We start from the raw sequence: 25690 nt of genomic DNA on the forward strand, positions 1-25690 counted from the left end.
GTTAGTCCAAGTCGCCGCCCGGACCGTCAGGTTGTGAAGGCCTCAAAGAATCTGAGAGCGCTCTCAGTCACAACTCTTGACGGCTGCCCCACGCGTCGCAAGAGTGGGCCTCCCCCCACAACTCCAGGAGTACATCCGTGATATCCCGACGTATGTTCCTGACAGGAACAGCCGCTGCAGCGACCGCACTCACCTATCCCGCCTGGGGAAGCGCTCTCAGCCCCCGGGCCAAGGCCGCGCCCCCCACCTGCGAACTGGCCCTGGAGAACAAGTCGCTGCCCGGCACGGTCCACGCCTATGTCACCGGCCACGCGCAGGACACCAACCAATGGGTGCTGCTGCGCGCGGACGGAAGCGTCTACCGGCCCGACTCCCCCTCCGCGCCGCAGACTCCGCTTCCCGTCGACTGTGCGATCCCGCTGAAGGGGGCGGGCGCGGGTCCGGTCGTGCTGACGCTTCCTCAGATGTTCGGCGCGCGCGTCTACTTCGTACGCGACGACAAGCTCGACTTCTTCCTCAATCCCGGGCCCTCTCTCGTCGAACCCGCCTTCGCGACCCAGGCCGACCCCAACTACGGGCGCACCTGGTCCTTCTGCGAGTTCACCTTCAACCCGCAGCAGCTGTTCGCTAACATCAGCTACGTCGACCTGGTGACCGCGCTCCCCATCGGCCTCACGCTCGAAGGCGACGAGACCCACACCGTCGCGCCGCTCCCCGACGGCGCACTGAAGAAGATCGCCGACGACCTCACCGCGCAGGCCGCGCGCGACGGGCAGCCCTGGGACAAGCTGATCATCCGCGGGGCGGACGGCGAAGTACTGCGGGTCATCTCACCGCAGACCGTGATGGCGCCCTACTTCGGCCGGCCGGCCGAGATGCCCTTCCGGGACGTCTTCGACGACTACATCGACAAAGTCTGGGAGAAGTACCGCTCCACCGACCTCAAGGTCGACCTCCAGGGCGGGCGCGGCGTTCTCACCGGCCGCGTGAACGGCGACGTCCTCAGCTTCACCGGCGGGCACAGCTTCGCCAGGCCGGCCTCGAAGGACGTCTTCACGTGCAACCACGGGCCCTTCGCCAACAACCCGGGCGACCCGGACGACAAGAAGGCCCTGCTGGCCAGGATCGCGGCCGCCTTCAACCGGACGACGCTGCTGACGCATCCCGACCAGCCGAACGGTGCGACCACGGCGGACTACTACCTGGACCCGGCCACCAATCACTGGTCGCGCGTGGTCCACGCGAACACGCCTATCGGCTATGCCTTCCCGTACGACGACGTCCGGCCGGACGGACAGCCTGACGTGTCGGGGGCGGCGTTCGACGGGAACCCGAGGCGGTTCACGGTGACGGTGGGCGCCTGACGGCAGGGTCGGCGGGGGGCGCCTGCGGCGGGCCTGTTCCCCACCCCGCCCCTTCCCGAACTGGGGCTCCGCCTCAGCCCCCGACGGGGCTTCGCCCCAGCCCCCGTATGCGACCTTCGGCCGCATGTTCTCAAACGCCGGACGGGCTGGATATGCGGCCCTGCCGCACAATCCAGCCCCGCCGGCCATTGAGGCGCGGTTCCGGGCGTGAAATTCAGCCCCCCGGCGCTTGAGGCGCGGGGGTCCGGGGCAGCGCCCCGCAAGGGGGCTGGGGCGGAGCCCCGGTTCGGGAAGGGGCGGGTAGGGGAACAGCGCCGCAGGCCCCCCGTCAGCAGCCGCCGCAGTTGTAGTAGAGGACATCCCAGTGGCTGCCCTCGTCCGCGTAGACGTTCCCCGACCCCGACCTCCACTGCGGAGCCCCGTCACCCGGCCGCGCCCCGATGTACGTGAAGGTGTTCCTGATGTAGTTCCCGACGCATGTGTACTTGCTGTAGTCCAGCTTGTAGCCGTTCCAGTGCGAGTACGTCCCGCTCGCGTGCCCGGCCTCCGTTCCCCCGGTGATGTTGAGCGCGCACCCGCTCGCGCTCCTGAGCGTCTGCGCCCCCTTCGCGGTCGCGAGGTTCAGCTGCTCGAAGGACGTACACGTCGGGTTGTTGCGGTCGGAGCAGCCGCCGGACGAGGACCACGTGATCCCGGACGAGCGGAACATCGACGTCGCCGTGGCATGGCTGATCTTGGTGACCGCGTGAGCGTCGGTCGCGCCGGTGATGACGCCGAAGCCGGGCGCGAAGAGCGCGCCGGTGACGAGCGCGAGGGCGGTTGTTACGGAGCGGATTTTCATGGGGTTCCCTCCTGCTGATGACCCTTGAGGACCGTGGATTCCTGGGGGACGGCCGTGCAGGTGGAGCGCCGTGCGGGTGGAGCAGGGAGATGGTCCCGACTTCTACGCGCGTTCGCCAGAGCGCGGTCGCGACCTCCGGGTGAACCTCTCGCAAAGATGTTGAACTTTGAAGGGAATGCATCTACAGTCGATATCGTTGAAGCTTAAACAACACGCCACCACGTCCCCCAAGGAGTGCGTCATGGGTCTCTTCAACCGCAAGGCCGACACCGCTGTAGCAACCGCCACCGCCACCCGCGAGGTGGACCCGGCGCTGGTCGCCCTCACCGGCGACTACAGCATCGACCCGGCCCACAGCAGCATCGGCTTCACCGTCCGCCACGCCATGGTCACCAACGTCCGCGGCTCGTTCGGGGACTTCTCCGGCAGCCTGCACCTGAACGGCACCGACCCCCACCACTCGACCGCCGAGATCGACGTCAAGATCGCCAGCATCGACACCGGGATCGCGGACCGCGACGGCCACCTGCGCAGCGGTGACTTCTTCGAGGCCGAGCAGTACCCGCTGATGACCTTCCGCTCCACCCACGCCGAGCAGCTGGGCGGCGACACGTACCGCATCACCGGTGACCTGACGATCAAGGACGTCACGCGCCCGCTCGCCATCGATCTGGAGTTCAACGGCTCCGCCACCGACCCCTACGGCAACGAGCGCGTCGGCTTCGAGGGCAAGGCCGAGATCCTGCGCTCCGACTGGGGTCTGACCTGGAACGCGGCGCTCGAGACCGGCGGCGTCATGGTCAGCGACAAGGTCAAGCTGACCTTCGACATCTCCGCCATCAAGGCCGCCGCCTGATCCTCGGCGCCCGCCCCCCTGAGCGCGCCCGCCCTGCCGTCCCCCGCGGCCGGGGCGGGCGCTCGGTCGTGCGGCTGCCTGATCCCGCGGCTCAGAGGCCGTCGGTGTAGAGGAGCTTGTTGGGCGACCCGGGGCTGACACCGGTCAGGACGTTCCTGGTGGACCAGACGTCGAGCCAGGCCGCGACCTGGTCCGGCGCCGCGGTCGGGTTGATCGCCTTGTACAGCGCGGCAGCCCCCGCGACATGCGGCGAAGCCATGGACGTGCCGCTCAGGGCGACGCTGCCGCCGCCGAGCTTCGCGGAGACGATGGCGGCGCCGGGGGCGTAGAGCGAGACGCATTCGCCGTAGTTCGAGAAGTCGGTCTCCTCGTCGTGACTGCCGGACGCGGCGACCGTGACCACGCCGTCCGCGGACGCCGGCGAGACACTGCAGGCGTCCGTCGCTTCGTTGCCCGCCGCGACGACTGGCAGGACTCCGCTGTCCGAGAGCGCGGTCGCCGCCTCGTTCACCGTGACGGACTTGTCACCCCCGAGGGAGGCGTTGAGCACGGCGGGCTGCACGGCGTGCTCGGCCACCCAGTCGAGCCCGGCGAGGACCCCCGACCAGGTGCCCGTGCCCTCACAGTCCAGTACGCGGACACTCACCAGCGACGCACCGCGCGCGACACCGTACGTCGCGCCCCCGACCGTGCCCGCGACATGCGTGCCGTGCCCCTGGCAGTCCCGGCCGCGTTGGCCGTCCCCGACGACGTCATAGCCGTATGTGGCGCGCCCGCCGAACTCGCTGTGGCCGAAGTCGATTCCGGTGTCGAGGATGTACGCGGTGACACCGGTGCCGGTGCCATGCACGCTGTACCGGGTACTGAGCGGCAGACGGCGCTGATCGATCCGGTCGAGACCCCAGGACGCGGACGCTACGCGCGGCGCACGGACCTCCTCCGTGGGCAGTACGGAGACCTGGGCATCCTCCTCGACGGCAGAAACACCGGGCATCGTACGCACCGTCTTCAGCTGAAGCGCGGTGAGCGTGGTGGCGAAGCCGCGCAGTGCGGACTTGTAGGAGTACTGCGACGTCAGGCCGAGCTTGCGCACCAGCTCGTCCGGGTCGGCGCTCGCGCTGAGCGACACGATGTAGCGGCCCTTCAGGGCCTTCGCGGAGTGGTACAGCGGGGCCGGGCTGGGGACGGACGGCTCGGCGGACGCGGAGAGCGGTCCGGCGGACATCAGGACGGCGGCAAGGGCCGCGGCGGCAAAGGCTTTGAGCCTCGTTCGGTTTGGCATGCGCACGAGGCAAGCACGCAAAAACGATCACGGTCAATCACGTACGGTCGCTGTTCGAGCACTTTCGGTAGTGGTTCGATTTACGCCCCCCATGTGGACCGGTGCGCCGAGCCGTACGGCCAGTTTGTACGGCCCGTGACGGGTCAAGCGCGCCCCGTGAGGGGAAGGGGGCCGCCATGCACTCGGCTAAACGGCCCAAGCGGGTCACCTCATGGCACGTCATCGGCGCACAGCTCGCCGTCTTCCGGAACGCGGCACGCCTGACCCAGGCGGAGCTCGCGCGGCAGCTGGGCGCGGGCGAGGAAACGATCGCGTCCATCGAGCAGGGACGCAGGCCGCTGAAGCTGGACCTCGCGGAGATCCTCGACGAGCTGCTCGAAACGAAGATGGCGTTGCAGACGGCGGTACGGAAGGTGCCGGAACGGGAGCGGTTTCCGGCGTTCGCGCAGGATTTCGTGGACCACGAGCAGGAGGCGCTTACCTTGCTCTGGTACGAGAACCACGTCGTGCCAGGTTTGCTCCAGACCGAGGAATACGCACGCGCGGTGTTCGGCTGCCTCTATCCGCCCATTACCCCCGGGGAGGCCGAGGAACGGCTTTCGGCACGACTCGACCGGCAGCGGCTCTTCGAGCGCGAGCCCTGGCCCCCGATGATGAACTTCCTGCTGGAAGAGGTCATCCTGCACCGGCCCATCGGAGGCCGCCATGTCCTGCGTGAGCAGCACCGTCACCTGCGGCGCTGCGGCGAACTCCCCTATCTGGCGCTGCAGATCATCCCGACGAGTCGCGAGAAGCATGCCGGGCTCAATGGCCCCATGGTGCTGCTGGAGACGCCCGACCACGATCAACTGGCCTATATGGAAGGCCAACGCGTCAGCTTCCTCGTCGATGATCCGGACGAGGTCAGTGTCCTCCAGCAGAAATATGGGATGCTGCGTTCACAGGCCCTTACCCCCGAGGAGAGCATGGGTCTGCTGGACGATCTGCTAGGAGAGTCATGAACTGGTTCAAGTCCAGCTACAGCGGCGACGAAGGCGGAGACTGCGTCGAAGTCGCGTACGACTGGCGGAAGTCCAGCTACAGCGGGGACGAAGGCGGCGCGTGCGTCGAGGTCTCCGCGCACCCACTCGCCGTCCACATCCGTGACTCCAAGAACCCGACCGGGCCCGTCCTCACCGTCACCCCGGACGCCTGGTCCGCCTTCGTCGCCGAGCGCTGAGTCAGGCCCGGAGGTGATCCACCCGCTCGCCGGTGTGGGTCTCTATCTCCGCTGCCGCTTCGTGCAGCAGCCGATGAGTCACCTCGCTGAGGGCACGGGCCACGGCCAGTTCGTCTCCGATGTGCGGGACGTTCTGGTCCGCACGATTACGGTGCGCCGTGCCTTCTCCGAGGATCAGTTCCGAGTTCTGACCACGCAGCCTGGCCTCGGCCTTGGTCAGGTGGTCGTTCTCCGTGATGACGATCTCGACATTCCACTTCTTGGTCTGCATCAGAAGCCGCCTCCTCCGTCGAATCCGCCCCCGCCTCCGAAGTCTCCGCCGCCGCCCCAGTCGCCTCCGCCGAAGTCGGAGGAGCTGAAGTCGGCCCCGGAGTAGTCACCGCCGCCGAAGTCGCCGCCGCCGTACTCCGCCGCGTACGCCGGGGTGGAGAGCGCGCTGCCCAGCAGCGTGCCGACGAGCAGGCCGGGCAGGAGGCCGCCGCCGAAGTAGCCGCCCGCCCACGGGCCGTAGGCGGGGCCCGCCTCCCAGTACGGGCGGCGGCCGGACGCCGTTTCGACCGTGCGGGCCATCGGGTCCTCGCCGTCCTCCAGACGGGCCGCGTCGGCGGCGCAGACCGGGACCTCGCGGGGCATGCCGCCACCCGAAGGAATCCACGTCACGTCCGTCGTCGAGGGGCCGTGGCGCGGGTCGAAGAAGCAGGGGGCGCGGCGCTCCGGAACGGCCTCGCCCGTACGGCGGGCCTCCAGGACCGCGAGTGAGAACCGGCCGTCATCGAGGGCCCCAGTGACCGGGCGCACGTCGCTGGGGTGTTCGGCCGCGCCCATCAGGGACTTCGCCCTGTCGTACGAGTCGAGTGCGCGCTCGTAGTCGGCGCGCATGGCGTCGTCCGCGCCCTTCTCCGAAGGGTGGAAGTCGAGCCGGTCGAGCTCCTCGCCGAAGGCGGTGATGTCCTCGTCGACGACCACGCGCAGCTTGTCGAGCGCGGCCCGCTCCTCTGCGGCCTTCCGCTGCCGGTTGCGGCGGACGATCGTGTACGCGCCCGCGCCGCCGGCGGCCACGACCGCGCCGAGGACGATCAGGGTCCCGTAGTTCGAGCCGTCGTCGGAGCCGACGCCCCAGGAGGACGGGGCGCTGCCGCGCAGCTGGGGCAGCGCCTGGTCGACGAAGTTGTTCAGCTGGGTCGCGGCGTCGGCGCCGGGGGGCGTCTTGACCGCGGTGACCAGGTTCTGCACAGCCTGGTTGGACATGACGTTGCGGTCGGCGCCCGCGTTGAAGCCGTTGCCGAGGCGGACGGCGTACAGGCCGGTGATGCCGGTCTCGGTGCGGAGGTTGCGCAGGACCGAGTCCGGCGGGAACTCCGCGGCGTTGGGGGGAAGGACGGCCACAAAGAGGGGCTTGTCGGCGTCCTTGATCTTCTTGGTCAGCGCGTCGGCGTCGGCCTTCGAGAGCTGGCCGGAGGCGCGGGGATCGACGTAGACCGGGCTCTTCTTCAGCGCTTCGGCCACGGTCTCGGGGCCGGTGGCGGCTTGCGCTTCCGGCGCCGCGAGGAGGGCGGTGGCGGAGAAGGCGAGCAGCAGACCGGACAGTGCGGTGAGCAGCCGGGTCTTCATACTTCGACGCTACCCGAATGAGGGCGAATCCGGACAAGCGCGGGGCTTACGGTCCGGGGACGGGGTGCGCCTGCGGCGGGCCTGTTCCCCACCCCGCCCCTTCCCGAACTGGGGCTCCGCCCCAGACCCCGCTCCTCAAACGCCGGAGGGGCTGAATTTCACGTCCGGGACCACGCCTCAGTCGCCGGCGGGGCTGAATTTTCCGCCGGTCGGCCTGAATTCTCGGGCCGACCGACGGAATTCCAGCCCGTCCGGCGATTGAGGACATGCGGCCGAAGGTCGCATACGGGGTCCGGGGCGAAGCCCGTCGGGGGGCTGGGGGTTTGCCCCCAGTTACGGGAAGGGGCGGGGCTGGGGACTAACCCACCCTGAACGCCACCGTCAGGCTGGCCACCGCTCCCGTCACCTCACCCCCCAGCGCCAAGTGATCCGCCTCCGCGAACGGCTTCGCCGACGCCGACGTCATGTGCTGGCCGATCTTCTGCTGGGCGATCAGGCGGGCCTGAGAGACGAGCGCCCGGGCCTCCGGGGAGTCGCCACGGCCCGTTGCCTCCAAGACCCTTGCCGCGAGGGCGATCGCCTTGAGGGTGAGCTCCCCTCCCGACGGGGGCTTGCGGAGCGTGGTCAGGCCCCAGCCGTAGGGGTACTGCGGGTCGTACGCCGCGTCGCCGACGTTGATCGGCAGCTGGTCGGCCGACTTGGGCCAGGTGACCGGGAGCTGACCGGTGAAGGGCCGCTTGCCGTAGAGGACATCGGCGACGCCATCGCCCTCCGTGCCGGGGAGCCAGGAGGCCACCAGCGCGTCGATGTCGCCGAGGCGGTCGCCGATGAGCTGGGGGCGGCCCGAGACGATGAGGACCGCGCACTTCATGGCCCCGCAGACCTTGTCGACCGCTGCCTTGTCCGCGGCGCCGAGCTCCAGGTCGTGGCCGTTGCCGACGTCGCCGACGCCCTCCGCGTACGGGGCTTCGCCGACGACGACCACGCCGACGTCATGGCCGTCCGTCGGGGCGGAGGCGTCCTTGGAGTAGGTGAGGGCTGCGTCAGGCGCGGCCTTCTTCATGGCCTCCAGGATCGTCGTTCCGGTGGTGATCTTTCCGGAGGAGCCCTGCCAGGTGACGGTCCAGCCGCCCGCCTGGTTGCCGAGGTCGTCGGCGTTGGACCCGGCGACGTACACCTTCTGCGACGGCTTCAGCGGCAGCACCGCGCCGTCGTTCTTCAGCAGGACCTGGGACTTGGCGGCGGCCTCGCGGGCGACCGCGCGGTGTGCGGCCGAGCCGACCGTGCCGATGTTGGCGGTGTCCGCGTACGGCTTCTCGAAGAGGCCGAGCGTGAACTTCTGGGTCAGGATCCGGGAGACCGCGTCGTCGATCCGGGCCCGGCTGATGCGGCCCGCGTTCACCTCGTCCTGCAGGGTCTTGTGGAAGTCGGGGTACGCCGTCGGGACCATGATCATGTCGAGTCCCGCGTTCACCGAGGTGCGGACGTCACTTGCGTAGTCGCCGGGAATCTGGTCGATCGCCTGCCAGTCGCTGATGACGAAGCCCTTGAAGCCCATACGGCTCTTGAGCACGCCGTTGATCATCTCGGCGCTGGCGTGCATCTTCACGGGGCCCTGGTCGTCGCCGAGGATGTCGAGCGAGGAGTACGAGGGCATGACCGAGCCGGTGCCGCGCTTCACTGCTTCGGCGAACGGCGCGAGGTGTACTGCTTCCAGCTCCTGACGGGTGACCTTGGTGATGCCCTGGTCGATCGTGTACGAGCCGGTGGCGGACGAGCCGTACTGCGTGCCGCCGTCGCCGACGAAGTGCTTCGCGGTTGTCAGCACCTTGTCGTTGCGGTCGAGGTCCTTGCCCGACGGTGGGCCCTGCATGCCCTTGATGACGGTCTCCATGGCGGTGACCAGCGCCGGGTCCTCGCCGAAGGACTCGTACGAGCGGCCCCAGCGCTCGTCGCGGGTGACGCAGAGGCAGGGTGCGAAGTCCCACGGAATGCCGGTGGCGCGTACTTCCTTCGCCGTCACCGCTCCGGTCTTCTCGGCGACGGCCGGGTCGCGGGTGGCCCCGATGCCGATGTTGTGCGGCATGATCGTCGACCCGATGACATTGTTGTGGCCGTGGACCGCGTCCACGCCGTAGATCAGTGGGATCTGGAACCGCGTTGCCTGGGCGCGCAGTTGGTAGGCGTCGACCATCCTGGCCCAGGCCTCGGGGGCGTTGGGCGTGGGGACCGAGCCGCCGCCGGAGAGCAGTGAGCCGAGGTCGTACCGTGCGATGTCACCCTGGGACTTGAGGGCGTTGCGCTCGGCCTGGGTCATCTGGCCGGCCTTCTCCGCGAGTGTCATCCGGGAGAGGAGGTCGGCGACGCGCTTCTTCACCGGGAGCCCGGCGTCGAGATACGGCAGTCCGTGGGCGTCGACGACGACCTGCGGGGTCTCGGCCGGGGGCTTGGCGCCGGTGACGGTGAGTTTGAGCGGGATCGTCTCGGCGGACTCGGCCGCGGAGTCCTTCTTGGTGGCGACGGCGACGGTCTTGGACGTACCGGAGACCGATCCGGCCGGGAAGGTGACGGTGCCGGAGACGGGGGCGTAGTCCGTGCCCGCTTCGGCGCTGCCGCCCTCGGTCGCGTAGGCGACGGTCACGGGCTCGTCGATCGGGCCGGAGCCGGTGGTGGCGACGGAGATCTTCACCTGGGCGGTGCCGCCCTCGTCGACCGGGTACACGGCGGCGTCGGTGATGACCTTCGCCTTCAGCGCCGGGTCGGCCTTTCCGTACAGCTCGACGCCGTCCATCGCGAACTTTCCGGGCGCGCCGGGCGGCAGGGTGAGCGCGTATCCCCACATCTCGTTGAGGCCGAGGATCTGGTCGATGCCGCCGACGGGCTGGTAGTCGGCGCGGTAGACGAAGTCGGCGAAGGGGATCTCGACGAGGTGCCAGCCCTCCCAGTCGTCGGTGAACGACGTGGTCCACAGCTCGGACGCCTCGCCGTTGGCGCCGCCGTCCTTGAGCTCGAAGTTGATGCGCTTGCCGGAACCGGGCGGCAGGGGTGCGGTGTTCTGGCCGTACCACCAGAAGCGGATGCCCTTGTGCGCCGTCCAGTCGTGGGCGGGCTTGTCGAAGGCGAAGTCGTGGGTGAGTCCGCCCCAGCCGCTGATGTCGTAGCTGCCTTCGAGGACCTTGGCGCCTTCGGGGGCGTCGGCCCGCTCCTTGAGTTCCAGCCTGGGCTGGTCGTCGGCGTCGCTGCCCCAGGTGAAGATGCCGTCGGCGGGCGGGTTCGCGAAGGGGACCTCACCCTCGAAGCGGTCGACGGCGACGGGGGCGGGGTCGTCGGCGGCGGCACTGGGGACGGCGCCGGCCAGCAGACCGGTGAGCACGGCGGTCGCGGCGAGTATCGCTGTTCTGGTCCTGGTTCCGGTTCCGGCTCTGCTTTTGAAGCGCGTGCGGGTGCGGGGTGGCATTGCGGCTCCTTCGTAGGTCATGACGCAGGAACAGGGCAGGGCGCGGCGAAGGTCAGGGCGCGGACCGCCGGACGACCAACTCCGTGGGGAGGACGACCGGTTCGTCCGGCGCAGGGGTGCCGCCGAGGTGGGCGAGCAGCATCCGCGCCGCCGTCTCGCCCATCTCCCGCATGGGCTGGCGCACGGTCGTCAGGGGCGGTTCGGTGTGCTGCGCGACGGGGAGGTCGTCGAAGCCGACGACGGCGATGTCGTCGGGCACGCTCCGGCCGGCGGCGCGCAGGGCCCTCAGCACACCGACCGCGCTGAGGTCGTTGTGCGCGAAGACCGAGTCGAAGGGCGTCCCGTCGGCGAGGTGCCCTTCGACCGCGAGCTGTCCGGAGAGCTCGGTGAAGTCGCCCTCGGCGATCGTGCCGGTCGGCAGGACGGCCTGGAAGCCCTCCAGCCGGTCGCGTACGCAGCCGAAGTGGCGGCGGCCGGTGACGATCAGCGGGCGGGTGCGGCCCGAGGCCAGCAGATGCCGGGCCGCCGAGGCTCCGCCCTCGCGGTTGGTGGTCGCGACGGAGGGGAATTCGGGGTGGTGGCCGCGGTCGTCGATGAGGACGACCGGAAGGCCCTTGCGGTGCATCGCGGTGATCGTGCCGAGGGTGTTCTCCGGTTCGATCACGAGCAGTCCGTCGAAGGCGCGGGCCGAGACCTGGCTGGTGAAGCGCTCCACGGACTCGGCGCCACGGTTGCAGGTGAAGAGCAGCAGCCCGTATCCCGCTGCCTCGACCGTGTCGACGACTCCCTGGAGGACCTCGCCCATCCAGGGCCAGGTGAGCGGGGGCGTCAGCATCCCGACCGTACGGCTGGTGCCGCGGGCCAGGCCGACGGCGCCACTGCTGGGCACATAGCCGAGGCTTGCGATCACTTCACGAACACGGGAAGCCGTGCCGGCGTCCACCTCGCCCTTGGTGTTCAGGACGCGGGACACGGTGGTCTTGCTGACCCCCGCCTCACGTGCGACGTCGGCAATCGTGACTCGCATCGGGGGCCTCCGCGTCGAGGTCTTGGGCGGGTGCTGGGACCGGTTCCGGAACCGGTCCCGGGGTCTGGGCGGTGAGTTAACCCCCGGCGAAGAGTGCCGTCAATACTTCACGCCGAGATTGGTCCGAACCCAACCCGCAGGCGGACCGCGGCCGTTATGCGTTCAGGTCCTGAATACACAAGCCATTGATGACCGCACCCAACGGCAGTACACCTAACTGCCCCCGGCGGGGCCGGGCATGACGAACGCCCGTTCTGGAGGTCGCTGAATCGCGTGTGAATGTACGGGACTCGTGTGTTTGTGTGCCGGCCGGTTCTAGGGTCGGCTCTCATGAAGCTGGTGATGCAGGTGAAGCTGCTGCCGTCGCCCGAGCAGGCGGCGGCGCTGGAGGCGACCCTGCGCGCCTGCAATCGGGCCGCCACGTATGTCTCCTCCGTCGCCTTCGACTCCGGGGTGAAGGACCGCAACGGACTGCAGAAACTCGTCTACGCCGATATCAAGGCCACGTTCGGGCTGTCGGCGCAGCCCGTGGTGCGGGTGGTCAAGAAGGTCGTGGACGGCTATGGCGCGCTGGCCGCGCAGGCGAAGGCCAGCCTGCTGGGCACTCCCGCCACCAAGCGGTACCGCAAGGCGATGGGCCATCCGATCGCCTTCCGGCCCGAGGCGGCGCAACCGTTCGATGACCGATGTCTTTCCTGGCAGCCGGACGCGCGCACAGTGTCGATCTGGACCGTGGACGGCCGGATGAAGAACATCCGCTACACCGGCGCCGCCGACCAGCTCAAGGTCCTGGCCGAGCACCGCAAGGGCGAGTCGGATCTCGTGCAGCAGGGCGGGAAATGGTTTTTGATCGCCACCTGCGAAGTCCCCGAACCCAAGACATACGAGCCGGTGGACTGGGTGGGGGTGGATCGGGGCATCGTCAACCTGGCCACAACCTCCGACGCGGTCAACTACCAGGGCCGGGGCCTGGCACGCTACCGGAACTGGTGCGCCCGCAAGCGCGCCGAACTGCAGAAGAAGAACACCCGCTCGGCCACCCGCCGTCTCGCGCGGAGGACGAGGAAGGAGCACTGCCATGCCACGCATGTGAACCACTGCATCAGCAGGGAGATTGTGTCTGTCGCGCAACGCACCGGTCGCGGAGTGGCTGTCGAGGAACTCGACGGGATTCGCGAGCGGGTACGGCTTCGACGCGACCAGCGGGGCACCATCTCCTCCTGGGCCTTCCACCAGCTCGGGCAGCATCTCGCCTACAAGGCTCGGCGGGCCGGGGTGCCGTTCCTTGAGGTGGACGCGGCCTACACCTCGCAGCGCTGTCCGCGCTGCGGGCACACCGAGAAGGCCAACCGGCCTACTCGGGACCACTTTTCGTGTCGTCGGTGCGGGCTCGCTGGGCCCGCCGACGTCGTCGCCGGGGTCAACGTGCGCGATCGCGCACGCTCGGCGTGGGTATTCGTCACCATGCCCGTCCCCGCCCCGACGTAGCCGTGTGCGAGGAGATGCGACCCGTGACCGTCCTGCCGTAGGGGACAGTCGGGAGCGCGACAAGGTGTGAACGCAACCGAGCACACAAGCTCGGCCGTTCACGGCCGAGAAGGTGACTCTCGCCTCGACCCGAGCCCATCACACGACACGCGAAGGTCCAGCTTTACGGGTGCAACGGCTCGGGCGAGCAGCAGTGGCGGTGGCAGGCGTCCACCGGCGATCTGGTGGACGCCCCGGCCGACAAGTGCCTCGACGTGACCGGCAGTTCATCGGCGAACGGGGCCCGGGCGCAGATCTGGTCGTGCACCGGAGCCGCCAACCAGAAGTGGCGGCTCCAGCCCTGAGCCCGCGGCTCTGACCACGCAGCCTGACCCGGCCGGCGGCTACTCGGCGGGCTCGACCCCCGCGCGCAGCAGGCCGTAGGTGTACGCGTCCTCCAGTGCCTGCCAGGAGGCGGCGATGACATTGTCGGCAACGCCGACCGTGGCCCACTCGCCGCCTCCGTCGCCCGTGGTGATCAGGACGCGGGTGGTGGACTCGGAGCCGTGGCGGCCTTCGAGGATGCGGACCTTGTAGTCGATCAGCTCCAGCTTGGCGAGCTGCGGATAGATCTTCTCCAGCCCGACCCGCATCGCCCGGTCCAGCGCGTTGACCGGGCCGTTGCCCTCGGCGGTGGCGACGATGCGCTCGCCCTTGGCCCACAGCTTCACCGTCGCCTCGTTGGCGTGCGTGCCGTCGGGGCGGTCCTCGACGATGGCCCGCCAGGACTCCGTACGGAAGTAGCGGCGCGCCCGGCCCTCGGCCTCCTCGCGCAGCAGCAGCTCGAAGGAGGCGTCCGCGGCCTCGTAGGTGTAGCCCTTGAGCTCGCGTTCCTTGACCCGCTCGACGACCCGGCCGACCAGCTCGCGGTCGCCGCCGAGGTCGATGCCGAGCTCTTTGCCCTTGAGCTCGATGGAGGCGCGGCCCGCCATGTCGGAGACGAGCATCCGCATGGTGTTGCCGACCTGCTCGGGGTCGATGTGCTGGTAGAGATCGGGGTCGACCTTGATGGCGGAGGCGTGCAGTCCGGCCTTGTGCGCGAAGGCCGAGACCCCGACGTAGGGCTGGTGGGTCGAGGGTGTGAGGTTGACGACCTCGGCGATGGCGTGCGAGATACGGGTCATCTCGGCCAGCGCGCCCTCGGGCAGCACCTTCATCGCGTACTTGAGCTCCAGCGCCGCCACGACCGGGAACAGGTTGGCGTTGCCGACGCGCTCGCCGTAGCCGTTGGCGGTGCACTGGACGTGCGTCGCGCCCGCGTCGACGGCGGCGAGGGTGTTGGCGACGGCACATCCGGTGTCGTCCTGGGCGTGGATGCCCAGGCGCGCACCAGTGTCCGCGAGGACGGTGGAGACGACGGCCTGGATCTGGGCCGGAAGCATGCCGCCGTTGGTGTCGCACAGCACGACGACATCGGCGCCCGCGTCGGCCGCGGCGCGGACCACGGACTTGGCGTACTCCGGATTGGCGCGGTAGCCGTCGAAGAAGTGCTCACAGTCCACGAAGACACGGCGGCCCTGTTCGCGCAGGTGGGAGACGGTGTCGCGGACCATCTCCAGGTTCTCTTCGAGGGTGGTGCGCAGGGCAAGCTCGACATGCCGGTCGTGCGATTTGGCGACCAGGGTGATCACCGGAGCGCCCGACTCCAGGAGGGCCCTGACCTGCGGGTCTTCAGCGGCCCTGGCGCCCGGCCGGCGGGTGGCACCGAAGGCGACGAGCTGGGCGTGCTGGAAGGTGATCTCCTGCTGGGCGCGGGAGAAGAACTCCGTGTCCCGGGGGTTGGCACCGGGCCAGCCGCCCTCGATGAAGCCCACGCCGAATTCGTCCAGGTGCCGGGCGATGGTCAGCTTGTCCGCGACGGTGAGGTTGATGCCCTCGCGCTGGGCTCCGTCGCGGAGCGTCGTGTCGAAGACATGGAAGCTGTCGTCGGTCTCCGTGGTCATGGCTGAATTGACTCCTGTCGGATTCGTGGCTCCGGAAGTTCTGGCTCCACTTGCCCCCATCTTCGCGCGGTTCGCTCCTTGGCCGGGGTGGGGCCGTAAAACGAAAAAACCTCTCGCGGGTGCGAGAGGTCTGCGCGCGGGTCTGGGGCACGGTGCCGCTGCCGCGGGGGGTTACTGTCCACGGTTCAGCGGTCACTGCGGACCGGCGCGCTCTTGCCGATAATCATGGCGAATGAGAGCACGGTGGCAGTCTGCCACAGCCGGGACGGGCGTGGACGACAGTCTCACGATGCGGTCGCCCACGCGCCGGGGCCGCACATTCAGCCCGTCCGGCGATTGAGAACATGCGGCCGAAGGTCGCACACGGGGTCCGGGGCGAAGCCCCGCCGGGGGTATGGGCCCCCAGTTCGGGATTACGCTCCCGAGAAGAGCGAGTCGTCGAGGAACTCCCTCACATGCGCCAGAACCTGGGGTCGCCCGGTGCCCGGTATGCCGACGGCGACATGGACGCTGAAGCCGTCGAGGAGGGCACGCAGCCGGGCGGCGTAGCGGTCGGCGTCGACCGCGCGGAACTCGCCGCGCGAGATCCCCTCGGCGAGCAGCGCGACCAGATCCCGGTGCCATACCCCCTCGATGGCGGCCTGGCGGGCCCGCGCGTCGGCGTCGGCGCTCTGCGAGCGGTTCCAGACCTCGAGCCAGAGCGTCCAGTGCGGGTCGCGCGGCCCCTCGGGCACATACAGATCGACGTACGCGTCGAGCCGCTCGCGCACCGGGCCCTGCCGGGAGAGGAGCGAACCGCGCTCGGCGCCGAGGCGGCCCTCGCTCCACTCCAGTGTCTGGAGCAGCAGCTCGTCCTTGGTGCGGAAGTAATAGAGCAGATGCCCGCTGCTCATCCCGACCTCGCGCCCGAGCCCGGCCATCGTCAGCCCGTCGAGCCCACGCTCGGCGATGGTGGCCATGGCGGCTGCGAGCACGGACTCTCGGGGCGGCGCGATGTTGCGGCGGCGCGGGGCGGGGGTCATACGGCGGCAACCGGACTCAGGAACACATTCACCCGTATGTTCTACCGGATCGCGAACCCTCAGGAGGGCGGACGATCAGACCCTCGGCTGCTGCTGGGTGATGCAGTGGATGCCGCCGCCCCCGGCGAAGATCGTCCGGGCGTCGACCAGCGTGACCGTGCGGTCCGGATAGAGCCTGCGGAAGATGCCCGCGGCGATCTCGTCGCGCGGGTCGTCGAAGGAGCACAGCACCACACCCCCGTTGCAGACGTAGTGGTTGATGTAGGAGTAGTCGGCCCAGGCGCCGTCCTCGTCCCGTGTGACCGTGGGCGCGGGGACCTCGATGATCTCGATGCGGCGGCCGTGGGCGTCCGTCTGGAGCTGGAGCATCTCCACGTTCTCCTTGCAGAGCTCGTGGTCGGGGTGGGCCGGGTCCGGCTGGGTGTGGGCCACTATGACGCCCGGCCCGGCGAACGCGGCGACGATGTCGACGTGGCCGAGGGTGCCGAAGCCGTGCGGCGGGTAGTCGGCGCTGAGGCCGCGCCGCAGCCAGATCGCCTTGGTCGTGCCGAGCTTCCCGTGGATCTCGGCCTCGACCTCGTCCTTCGTCCAGCCGGGGTTGCGCTCGGGGCCCAGCTGCACAGTCTCCGTGAGCAGCACGGTGCCTTCGCCGTCGACATGGATGCCGCCGCCCTCGTTGACGAGGGGCGAGCTGTGGACAGGCACCCCGGCGAGATCCGCGACATGGCGGGCGATCTTCGCGTCGTGGTCCCAGCTGGCCCAGTGCTGCGCGCCCCAGCCGTTGAACACCCAGTCCACGGCGGCCAGTTGCTTCCCGTCGGTGACGAAGGTCGGGCCGATGTCGCGCATCCACGCGTCGTCCAGTTCACGCTCGACGAGGTCGATGTCTGGGCCGAGGAGCGCGCGTGCCTGCGTCGCCTGGCCGGGCCCGACGACCATGGTGACCGGTTCGAAGCGGCGTACCGCCTGGGCGACGGACGCCCAGGCGTGGCGGGAGGCGGCGAGGTCGTCCCCCGTGAAGGTGACGTTCGGGCCGGGCCAGGCCATCCAGGTGCGCTCGTGCGGGGCCCACTCGGGCGGCATACGGAAGGTCATCGGTGATCCCTTACAGGAAGTAGAGGCGGTTGAGGGAGATCGAGTCGGCGGGCTCGGACCGCAGCGGTTCGCCGTCGAGCGTGACCAGGCCGGTGCGGCCGTCCACCCCCACGTCACCGGTGCGGGAGTTGAGCCGCAGATCGGCCGGGCCGATGCCGCGGGTGCCGCGCACCGCGACCCGGCGGCGGCGCGTCGGCATCATGTCGGAGCCCGATTCGGTCGCGGCCCCGGCGACGAAGGCGACCGAGATGTCCGCGGCCGTGGCTCCGTACGACCCGAACTGCGGCCCCAGGACCAGTGGTTCACAGGTGTCGGTGGCGGCGTTCGGGTCGCCCGTCACGCCGTACGCCGGGAAGCCCGACTTCAGTACGAGCTGCGGCTTCGCCCCGAAGTACTGCGGCTTCCACAGCACGATGTCCGCGAGCTTGCCCACCTCGACGGAGCCGATCTCGTGGGCGAGCCCGTGCGCGATGGCGGGGTTGATCGTGAGCTTGGCCATGTAGCGCAGCACGCGCGCGTTGTCGTCGTGGGCGCCGTCGCCCTCCATGGGGCCCAGCTCTGCCTTCATCTTCCCGGCCATCGCGAAGGTGCGGCGTACGGTCTCGCCCGCGCGCCCCATGCCCTGCGCGTCCGAGGAGGTGATACCGATCGCGCCGAGGTCGTGCAGTACGTCCTCCGCGCCCATCGTCCCGGCCCGGATCCGGTCGCGGGCCATGGCGGCATCGCCGGGAAGGTCGGTCTTGAGGTCGTGTACGGAGACGATCATCCCGTAGTGCTCGGCGACCGCGTCCCGGCCGAAGGGCAGGGTCGGGTTGGTGGAGGAGCCGATGACGTTCGCCACGCCCGCCATCTTGAGCACGTTCGGTACGTGGCCGCCGCCGCAGCCCTCGATGTGGAAGGCGTGGATCGTACGGCCGTCCAGGACCTTCAGGGTGTCCTCGACGGACAGGCATTCGTTCAGGCCGTCGCTGTGCAGGGCGACCTGGACGTCGTACTCCTCGGCGACTCGCAGTGCGGTGTCGAGGGCGCGGGTGTGCGCACCCATGTCCTCGTGGACCTTGAAGCCGGACGCGCCTCCCTCGGCGAGCGCCTCGACGAGCGGCGCGTCGTTCGAGGACGAACCGCGGGCGAGGAAGCCGATGTTGACGGGCCAGGCGTCGAAGGCGTTGAAGGCGTGCCGCAGGGCCCAGGGCGAGTTGACGCCGACGCCCCAGACCGGCCCGAACTCCTGGCCGATGACGGTGGTGACGCCGGAGGCGAGCGAGGCCTCCATGATCCGCGGCGAAAGCAGATGGACATGGGTATCGACGGCACCGGCGGTGGCGATCATGCCCTCGCCGGGCACGATCGAGGTGCCCGTGCCGACGACGACGTCGACGCCGTCGAGGGTGTCGGGGTTCCCGGCCCGCCCTATGGCTGCGATACGGCCCTCGCGGATGCCGATGGACACCTTTCGGATGCCCTGCACGGCGTCGATGACCAGCACGTTGCTGATCACGACGTCGCAGGTCTCACGCACGGCCGCGGCCTTGAGGTGCAGTCCGTCTCGGGCCGTCTTACCGAAACCGGCGAGGAATTCGTCGCCGTGCTTCTGGGCGTCCGACTCGACGCGGACGACGAGTCCGCTGTCCCCCAGGACAACGCGGTCCCCGGCGCGGGGGCCGTGCACGGATGCGTACTCGTACGGGTCCATCAGGTGCCCTCCGCTCCCAGGTAGCCGCAGGCCGCCGCGCGTCGCAGGGACTCTTCCTTCGCGCCCGGCCCGTCCAGCGGGCCGTCGACCAGTCCGGCGAAGCCGATCGCGATCCGGTCGCCGCCGATGGGCAGCAGGCCGACCTCGGCCTCGCCGCCCGGGTCGAAGCGGACGGAGGATCCTGCGGGGACGCACAGGCGCATGCCGTAGGCCGCGGCCCGGTCGAAGTGGAGCCGGGGGTTGGCCTCGAAGAAGTGGAAGTGCGAGGTCACGCTGACGGGGACGGCCGCGGTGTTGCGCACGGTGAGCCGCAGGGCGGGAACGGGCTCGGCGTCCGCGGGGCCGGGGAGGAGGGCGCCGGGTGCGCCGGCTCCCGAACCGGCGCCGCCGATGGGGTCGGCGACCACGGCGAGCCGTGATCCGTCGTCGAAGACGGCCTCCACATGCACCTCGGTGACCACGTCCGCCACGCCGGGCAGGACGTCGTCCGGGCCCAGCACGCCGCGCGCGGCCTCGATCGCCTCGGCGAGCCTGCGCCCGTCGCGCGCCGCCTCGCAGACGGTGTCCGCGATGAGCGCGGTGGCCTCGGGGACATTGAGCCTCAGGCCGCGGGCCCGCCGGGCCCGCGCCAGTTCGGCGGCGCTGAAGATCAGCAGCCGGTCCCGCTCGGTCGGGGTCAGTCGCACGTCACCACACCTCCTGTTCGAACGACACTCTAACGGCGAGTTTCCTTTCACGGAAGCATTGACGTATCACCATCACCTCAGTCACATTGAGCGTCACTCAAATAGTCGCCGACCGAGCAGGGAGTCCCCCATGCCGATAGAACAGCGCGGAGTCGACACGATCCCCGACGACGAGCGCACCAGTGGGCCCCGCGACCTCGTGTCGATCCTTCTGGGCTCCAACCTCTGCCTGGGCGTCATCGTCTTCGGCTGGCTGCCGCCGTCCTTCGGGCTCGGCCTGTGGCCGTCGGTGACCGCGATCGTCATCGGCACGCTGGCCGGCATCCTCGTCACGGCGCCCCTGGCCCTGGTCTCCCTGCGCACGGCGACCAACCTCTCCACCTCCAGCGGCGCCCAGTTCGGCGTGCGCGGCCGGCTCGTCGGCTCGGTCGTCGGCCTGCTGCTCTCGCTCGGGTACACGGCCCTCACGCTGTGGATCGGCGGCGATGTCATGGTCGGCACCCTGTCGCGGCTGATCGGCCTGCCCGAGAGCGGAGCGACCCGCGCCCTGATGTACACGCTGCTCGCGGGCTGCACCGTCGTCGGCGCGATCTACGGCTACCGGCTGCTGCTCCGCCTCAGCAAGGTGCTGTCCGTCGGCATGGTCGCCCTCCTGCTGCTCGGCGTCTTCGCCTACGCGGGCGACTTCACCACGGCCGCGCCGCCCGACACCCCGTATCTGCTCGGCTCCTTCTGGCCCACCTGGCTGCTCGCGGCCGTCGCCGCCGGGCTCAGCGGCCCGGTCGCCTTCATCACGCTGCTCGGCGACTACACGCGCTACATCTCGCCGCGCCGCCACAGCACGCGCACGGTGTACTGGGCGAGCTGTCTCGGCCTCCTGCTCGGCCTGCTGGTGCCGCAGCTGTTCGGTACGTACACGGCGCTCGCCGCCCGCGCGGGTCTCGAGTACGCCGGGCCGCTCGTCGACGCCGCGCCCCTTTGGTACCTGGCGCCGCTGCTCCTCGCGGCCTCGGCGGGCTCCGTCGGCAACGCCGGTCTGATGCTGTACTCGATGGGCCTCGACCTGGACGCGATCCTGCCGAAGGCCACCCGCACCAGGGCCACGGTGATGGCCGCCGTCGTCGCGACCACGTTCGTGTTCCTCGGCTCGTTCGCCTGGGACGTTCAATCGGCCATGACGTCGTTCGTCCTGCTGCTGACCGCCATCGGCACCCCCTGGGCGGTCATCACGCTGATCGGATACATGCGCTGCGGCGGCCGGTACGACCCCGACGCCCTGCAGGTCTTCAACCGCCGCGCCCGGGGCGGCATCTACTGGTACCGCGCGGGCTGGAACGTCAGTGCCACGGTGTCCTGGGCGCTCGGCGCCGCGGTCGGTCTTGCGGCGGTCTCCACGACCGTCTACGAAGGCCCGCTGCTCGCCCTGACCGGCGGGGTGGACTGCAGCTTCATCCTGTCGGGCCTGGTCGGCGGACTGACCTACCTGCTGCTGACCCTGCGGGCTCCGGCCACGGCCGCGGCCGCAGCGCCGGAGGTGTCCACGGTCGAGGCGCCCGCCTGACGGCGGCACGAGGACGACGAAGGCCCGCCACCGGTGTGAACCCGGGGGCGGGCCTTCGTACGTACAGCACGAGCCCGCGTCAGCCCAGCTGGTGGGTCCAGCCGTGGATGTCCTCGGCCTTGCCCGTCTGGATGTCCAGCAGCGCCTTGCGCAGCTTCAGCGTGACCTCGCCCGGCTGCCCGCCGGACTGCTTCCACTCGCCGCCCTCGGACTTGACCAGGCCGACCGGGGTGATGACCGCGGCAGTGCCGCAGGCGAAGACCTCGGTGAGGGTGCCGTTCTCGGTGTCGGCCTTCCACTCGTCGATGGAGACGCGGCCCTCCTCGGACTCGTGGCCGAGATCCTTGGCGAGCTGCAGAAGCGAGTCACGGGTGATGCCGGCGAGCAGCGAGCCGGTGAGCTCGGGGGTCACGATGCGGTTCCCGTACACGAAGTACAGGTTCATTCCGCCCAGTTCCTCGACCCACTTGTGCTCCACGGCGTCGAGATAGGCGACCTGGTCGCAGCCCTTCGCGGCGGCCTCGGCCTGGGCGAGCAGGGACGCGGCGTAGTTGCCGCCGGTCTTGGCGTCGCCCATGCCGCCGGGGACGGCGCGCACGCGGTCCTCGGACAGCCAGATGGAGACGGGCTTGACGCCGCCGGGGAAGTAGGCGCCGGCGGGCGATGCGATGACGATGAAGAGGTACTCGTTGGCCGGGCGCACGCCCAGGCCGACCTCGGTCGCGATCATGAACGGGCGCAGGTACAGCGACTCCTCGCCGCCGTGCGCGGGCACCCAGGCGCTGTCCTGCTGGACCAGCGCGTCACAGGCCGCGATGAAGGTCTCGACCGGCAGCTCCGGCATCGCCAGGCGGCGGGCCGACCGCTGGAAGCGCTCGGCGTTGGCCTCCGGGCGGAAGGTCACAACGGAGCCGTCGGGACGGCGGTAGGCCTTGAGCCCCTCGAAGATCTCCTGCGCGTAGTGCAGCGTCATATTGGCCGGGTCGATCGACAGCGGCGCGTACGGGACGAGCTGTGCGTCGTGCCAGCCACGCCCCTCCGTCCACTTGATCGTCACCATGTGGTCGGTGAAGTGGCGGCCGAATCCGGGGTTGACCAGGATCGCCTCGCGCTCCGCGTCGGACAGCGGGTGCGAGGAGGGCTTGAGCTCGATCGTGGGCGTCGTCATGAGTGCAGTGTCCTTCACCGGTTGTTGTGACGGACCGCGCTCACGCCGCTGCGACTGCTAGGACGTCCGAGCTTTCCCGCATGCCGCGGCCCGCGTTCGATTATCGCCCGCGAGGCGCCGTGCACGAAACGGGGTGAATGCGGTCCAGGGATGAATGGTGGCACCCGGAGGCCGCACAGGAGAAGCCGCCGGGTGCGGTTGCGACCCGGCGGCTTGGTGGAAGCGTCGGGTCAGCGCGCTACTCGTACCGCGAGCGCGTCGCCGATCTCGTCCGTCGTACGGACCGTGCTGCCGTCGCGTCCCGCGAGGTCCGCGGAGACGGCCTCCTCGATACGCACGGCCTCGGCCTGGAAGCCGAGGTGGCGCAGCAGGAGGGCGACGGACAGGATCGTGGCCGTCGGGTCGGCCTTGCCGGTACCCGCGATGTCGGGCGCCGAGCCGTGGACGGGCTCGAACATCGACGGGAAGGTCCCCGTCGGGTTGATGTTGCCGGACGCGGCCAGGCCGATACCGCCGGTCACGGCAGCGGCGAGGTCGGTGAGGATGTCACCGAAAAGGTTGTCGGTGACGATGACGTCGAAGCGCTCCGGCTGGGTGACGAAGAAGATCGTCGCCGCGTCGACGTGCAGATAGTCGGTGGTGACCTCGGGGTACTCCGTGCCGACCCGGTCGAAGATGTTCTTCCACATGTGGCCGGCGTAGACGAGGACGTTGTTCTTGTGGACCAGCGTCAGCTTCTTGCGGGGGCGGGCGCTCGCCCGCTCGTACGCGTCACGGACGACACGCTCGACACCGAACGCCGTGTTCAGGCTGACCTCGGTGGCGACTTCGTGCTCGGTGCCGGTACGCAGCGAACCGCCGTTGCCGGTGTACGGGCCTTCGGTGCCCTCGCGGACGACGACGAAGTCGATGTCGGGGCGGCCGGCCAGCGGGGTCGCGGTGTTGGGGAACAGCTTCGACGGACGCAGGTTGACGTAGTGGTCGAAGGCGAAGCGGAGCTTGAGCAGCAGCCCGCGCTCCAGCACACCGGAGGGCACGGACGGATCGCCGATCGCGCCGAGCAGGATCGCGTCGTGGTTCTTGAGGGAGTCGAGCTCCGCGTCGGGGAGGGTCTCTCCGGTGCGGTGCCAGCGCTGCGCGCCGAGGTCGTACTCCTTGGTCTCCAGCTTCACATCCTGCGGGAGGACGGCCGTCAGGACCTTCAGGCCCTGGGCCACGACCTCCTGGCCGATGCCGTCACCGGGGATCACTGCGAGATTGATGCTGCGAGACATGTCGGCACCCTAACGCCGCGTCCCATTCAATGACACTTGACGTCCACCATCTGGACGATGCGAGCTCCACGGATCAACCAGCTCTGGTTTGGCTTTCGTTCATCCGGCGTCTGGCGGGGAGTCGTAAGTTACTGGCAAGTTTTCGGCCATGACTGAGGACACCCCCAACGTCGGGATTCCCGAGCAGCTGGCCCGCCGGATGAGCATGCCGGAGCAGCACGAGTATCTGCGCGCCCGGCACGCCCGCCCCAAGCTGTCCCGGCGCGGCGCGCTGGCCGGCGGGCTCGCGGCCGGCGTGGCGGGCGGCGCCGGACTGCTGCTGGGGCGCTCGTCCACCGCGAGCGCGGCGTCGCCCGAGCTCGTATCGGCCCCGGCGACCGCGCACGTCGACGGTTCGGTGGTCGCGCCCTTCGGACGGCATCTCGCCTTCGGCGCCGACCCGAAGACCCAGATGCGGATCTCGTGGCAGGTGCCCTTCGCGGTGAAGAACCCGTATCTGCGGGTCGGTGTCACCCCCTGGGAGCTGAGCCGGAAGATCGAGGCCGAGGTGCGCGCCCTGCACACGCCCTCGCTCGCCGGCAAGCTGCCCGCGGCCGATCAGCACTACCTGCACGTCGGCCTGGACGGGCTGAAGGCGGGAACGACGTACTACTACGGGATCGGGCACGACGGCTTCGACCCGACGACGCCCGAGCGGATGTCCACCATCGGGTCCTTCCGCACGGCTCCGGCATCGCCCGAGAAGTTCGTGTTCACGGCCTTCGGCGACCAGGGCGTGAGCTATCACGCGCTCGCCAACGACCAGTTGATCCTCGGTCAGAACCCGTCCTTCCATCTGCACGCGGGCGACATCTGCTACGCGGACAGCAGCGGGCAGGGCAAGGAGTCGGACACCTACGACGCGCGGGTGTGGGACCAGTTCCTGGCGCAGACCGACAGCGTGGCCTCGCGGGTGCCGTGGATGGTGACCACCGGCAACCACGACATGGAGGCCTGGTACTCGCCGAACGGCTACGGCGGCCAGTCGGCCCGCTGGTCGATGCCGGAGAACGGACCGGACCCGGCGAACGCGCCCGGCATCTACTCGTTCGTGTACGGGAACGTCGGCGTCGTGGCGCTGGACGCCAATGATGTCTCGTACGAGATTCCCGCCAACAAGGGCTACACGGAAGGAAAGCAGACGGCCTGGCTCGACAAGCGCCTGGGCGAACTGCGGGCACAGCCGGGGATCGACTTCGTGGTGGTCTTCTTCCACCACTGCATGTACTCGACGTCGACCCACGCCTCCGACGGCGGGGTACGCGACGCCTGGCTGCCGCTGCTGACCAAGCACCAGGTCGATCTGGTGATCAACGGCCACAACCACGTCTACGAGCGCACCGACGCGATCAAGGGCGGCGAGGTCGGCAGGCCGGTGCCGATCGGGGCGTCCACCGACCCGACGCGGGACGGCATCGTGTACGTCACGGCGGGCGGCGCGGGCAAGGAGCTCTACAGCTTCGGGCTCGGGGTCAAGGACAGCTACGAGGGCAATGTCCATGACCACGACACCATCCTGACCTTCCACTGGACCAAGCTGCGGCTGCCGGACCCGGACACGGTGGAGTGGTCGCGGGTGCGCTACACCGGCTTCTCCTTCCTCGCGGTGGAGGCGGAGTCCGGTACGGCGCCGGTGCTGAAGGTCTCCGCGCTCGCCGAGAGCGGCAAGCGCATCGACTACTTCGAGGTCAAGCGGTCCTCGAGCTGACGGCCCTTTAGTGGACCGACGGCTTCTAGTGGCCGGTGGAGCCGCCGTTGTCCCTGCGGTCGAGGGCTCGCTGCAGGGCGGCGGCGGCATTCTTGCGGTCGGACTCGCTCGTGCGGGAGGAACGGCGGACGCGGCGTGCGGTCTCAGCGGGCATGGTGATCGACTCCTTGGAATCACGTTGATTCGAGGCGCCGGAAGGGGCGGGGAGCGGTGCCGCAGGGGTTGCCTGCTTGTGGGCACGTGCTCACGACCGCCATTCGCTGGATCGAGCGAGACGTTCGGCTTCTACAAAGCTAGGACAGGTACGCGCTCCTGTC

At 69.7% G+C, this 25690-nt stretch carries 21 protein-coding genes and 1 pseudogene; 8 read left to right on the forward strand and 14 right to left on the reverse strand.

The annotated features are described in order from the left end of the window. Nucleotides 1-152 precede the first annotated feature (152 nt). Nucleotides 153-1364: a glycoside hydrolase family 64 protein gene (locus OHA61_RS10625; protein ID WP_406307314.1), complete on the forward strand. Its 1212-nt coding sequence runs from the start codon at nucleotides 153-155 to the stop codon at nucleotides 1362-1364. 328 nt (nucleotides 1365-1692) lie between these two features. On the opposite strand, the gene OHA61_RS10630 is transcribed toward OHA61_RS10625, so the two are convergent. Further along, nucleotides 1693-2205 (reverse strand): hypothetical protein, encoded by a 513-nt coding sequence (locus OHA61_RS10630; protein WP_406302882.1) that lies wholly within the window; start codon nucleotides 2203-2205, stop codon nucleotides 1693-1695. 241 nt (nucleotides 2206-2446) lie between these two features. Between OHA61_RS10630 and OHA61_RS10635 the strand changes: the two genes are divergently transcribed. Next, the gene (locus tag OHA61_RS10635; protein ID WP_324979038.1) at nucleotides 2447-3061 is read left to right on the forward strand and encodes a YceI family protein; all 615 of its coding nucleotides are present in this window, start codon (nucleotides 2447-2449) and stop codon (nucleotides 3059-3061) included. Between the two features lie 91 nt (nucleotides 3062-3152). Here OHA61_RS10635 and OHA61_RS10640 read toward each other — a convergent pair whose 3' ends face one another. Further along, entirely contained in the window at nucleotides 3153-4343 is a 1191-nt protein-coding gene (locus OHA61_RS10640; RefSeq protein ID WP_406302883.1) for a S8 family peptidase, read from the reverse strand. 176 nt (nucleotides 4344-4519) lie between these two features. On the opposite strand from OHA61_RS10640, the gene OHA61_RS10645 reads away from it, so the two are divergent. Together OHA61_RS10645 and OHA61_RS10650 are read left to right on the forward strand one after the other, a co-directional pair. Continuing rightward, nucleotides 4520-5344 (forward strand): Scr1 family TA system antitoxin-like transcriptional regulator, encoded by an 825-nt coding sequence (locus tag OHA61_RS10645; RefSeq protein WP_406302884.1) that lies wholly within the window; start codon nucleotides 4520-4522, stop codon nucleotides 5342-5344. Then, entirely contained in the window at nucleotides 5341-5562 is a 222-nt protein-coding gene (locus OHA61_RS10650; RefSeq protein ID WP_406302885.1) for a DUF397 domain-containing protein, read from the forward strand. The genes OHA61_RS10645 and OHA61_RS10650 overlap by 4 nt, the downstream gene beginning before the upstream one ends. 1 nt (nucleotide 5563) lies before the next feature. Here OHA61_RS10650 and OHA61_RS10655 read toward each other — a convergent pair whose 3' ends face one another. The 4 genes from OHA61_RS10655 to OHA61_RS10670 all read right to left on the reverse strand — a co-directional run bounded on the left by OHA61_RS10655 (nucleotide 5564) and on the right by OHA61_RS10670 (nucleotide 11657). Continuing rightward, the gene (locus OHA61_RS10655; protein WP_361917037.1) at nucleotides 5564-5833 is read right to left on the reverse strand and encodes a DUF1876 domain-containing protein; all 270 of its coding nucleotides are present in this window, start codon (nucleotides 5831-5833) and stop codon (nucleotides 5564-5566) included. Next, nucleotides 5833-7173, reverse strand: coding sequence for a hypothetical protein (locus tag OHA61_RS10660; RefSeq protein WP_406302886.1), 1341 nt, complete (start codon nucleotides 7171-7173; stop codon nucleotides 5833-5835). The genes OHA61_RS10655 and OHA61_RS10660 overlap by 1 nt, the downstream gene beginning before the upstream one ends. A 358-nt stretch (nucleotides 7174-7531) precedes the next feature. Further along, on the reverse strand, nucleotides 7532-10630 hold the full coding sequence (locus tag OHA61_RS10665; protein ID WP_406302887.1) for a glycoside hydrolase family 3 protein: 3099 nt from the start codon (nucleotides 10628-10630) through the stop codon (nucleotides 7532-7534). 52 nt (nucleotides 10631-10682) lie between these two features. Further along, entirely contained in the window at nucleotides 10683-11657 is a 975-nt protein-coding gene (locus OHA61_RS10670; protein WP_406302888.1) for a LacI family DNA-binding transcriptional regulator, read from the reverse strand. Between the two features lie 330 nt (nucleotides 11658-11987). Between OHA61_RS10670 and OHA61_RS10675 the strand changes: the two genes are divergently transcribed. Both OHA61_RS10675 and OHA61_RS10680 read left to right on the forward strand, forming a co-directional pair. Further along, nucleotides 11988-13145, forward strand: a complete 1158-nt coding sequence (locus OHA61_RS10675; RefSeq protein ID WP_406302889.1) for an RNA-guided endonuclease InsQ/TnpB family protein — start codon at nucleotides 11988-11990, stop codon at nucleotides 13143-13145. Between the two features lie 149 nt (nucleotides 13146-13294). Then, nucleotides 13295-13489, forward strand: a pseudogene (locus OHA61_RS10680) (ricin-type beta-trefoil lectin domain protein); the annotation flags it as partial. Between the two features lie 39 nt (nucleotides 13490-13528). Here the strand turns inward: OHA61_RS10680 and cimA are convergent. From cimA to ureA, 5 genes are all read right to left on the reverse strand, one after another. Further along, a complete protein-coding gene (gene cimA, locus OHA61_RS10685) occupies nucleotides 13529-15127 on the reverse strand; it encodes a citramalate synthase (protein ID WP_324979013.1) in 1599 nt (532 codons plus the stop codon). Between the two features lie 413 nt (nucleotides 15128-15540). Beyond that, on the reverse strand, nucleotides 15541-16149 hold the full coding sequence (locus OHA61_RS10690; RefSeq protein WP_361913646.1) for a TetR/AcrR family transcriptional regulator: 609 nt from the start codon (nucleotides 16147-16149) through the stop codon (nucleotides 15541-15543). A 75-nt stretch (nucleotides 16150-16224) separates the two neighbouring features. Beyond that, nucleotides 16225-17244 (reverse strand): agmatine/peptidylarginine deiminase, encoded by a 1020-nt coding sequence (locus OHA61_RS10695; RefSeq protein ID WP_406302890.1) that lies wholly within the window; start codon nucleotides 17242-17244, stop codon nucleotides 16225-16227. A gap of 10 nt (nucleotides 17245-17254) precedes the next feature. Then, complete coding sequence (locus tag OHA61_RS10700) at nucleotides 17255-18937, reverse strand: urease subunit alpha (RefSeq protein WP_406302891.1); 1683 nt, start codon at nucleotides 18935-18937, stop codon at nucleotides 17255-17257. Continuing rightward, nucleotides 18937-19623 carry an urease subunit gamma gene (gene ureA, locus OHA61_RS10705; protein ID WP_406302892.1) on the reverse strand — a complete coding sequence of 229 codons (687 nt, stop codon included), beginning with the start codon at nucleotides 19621-19623 and terminating at the stop codon, nucleotides 18937-18939. The genes OHA61_RS10700 and ureA overlap by 1 nt, the downstream gene beginning before the upstream one ends. Nucleotides 19624-19753: 130 nt before the next feature. Here ureA and OHA61_RS10710 point away from each other — a divergent pair, with 130 nt between their 5' ends. Next, the gene (locus tag OHA61_RS10710; RefSeq protein WP_406302893.1) at nucleotides 19754-21184 is read left to right on the forward strand and encodes a cytosine permease; all 1431 of its coding nucleotides are present in this window, start codon (nucleotides 19754-19756) and stop codon (nucleotides 21182-21184) included. Nucleotides 21185-21263: 79 nt separating this feature from the next. Here the strand turns inward: OHA61_RS10710 and OHA61_RS10715 are convergent, their stop codons facing one another. Next, nucleotides 21264-22352 (reverse strand): branched-chain amino acid aminotransferase, encoded by a 1089-nt coding sequence (locus OHA61_RS10715; RefSeq protein WP_406302894.1) that lies wholly within the window; start codon nucleotides 22350-22352, stop codon nucleotides 21264-21266. A 230-nt stretch (nucleotides 22353-22582) separates the two neighbouring features. Next, nucleotides 22583-23626 (reverse strand): 3-isopropylmalate dehydrogenase, encoded by a 1044-nt coding sequence (locus tag OHA61_RS10720; RefSeq protein WP_324978992.1) that lies wholly within the window; start codon nucleotides 23624-23626, stop codon nucleotides 22583-22585. Nucleotides 23627-23774: 148 nt separating this feature from the next. On the opposite strand from OHA61_RS10720, the gene OHA61_RS10725 reads away from it, so the two are divergent. Continuing rightward, nucleotides 23775-25373, forward strand: a complete 1599-nt coding sequence (locus OHA61_RS10725) for a purple acid phosphatase family protein (RefSeq protein ID WP_406302895.1) — start codon at nucleotides 23775-23777, stop codon at nucleotides 25371-25373. Nucleotides 25374-25398: 25 nt separating this feature from the next. Here OHA61_RS10725 and OHA61_RS10730 read toward each other — a convergent pair whose 3' ends face one another. Further along, complete coding sequence (locus OHA61_RS10730; protein WP_266488649.1) at nucleotides 25399-25527, reverse strand: hypothetical protein; 129 nt, start codon at nucleotides 25525-25527, stop codon at nucleotides 25399-25401. Nucleotides 25528-25690 lie beyond the last annotated feature (163 nt).

Source organism: Streptomyces sp. NBC_00885, from assembly GCF_045207475.1.
Taxonomy (GTDB): Bacteria; Actinomycetota; Actinomycetes; order Streptomycetales; family Streptomycetaceae; genus Streptomyces.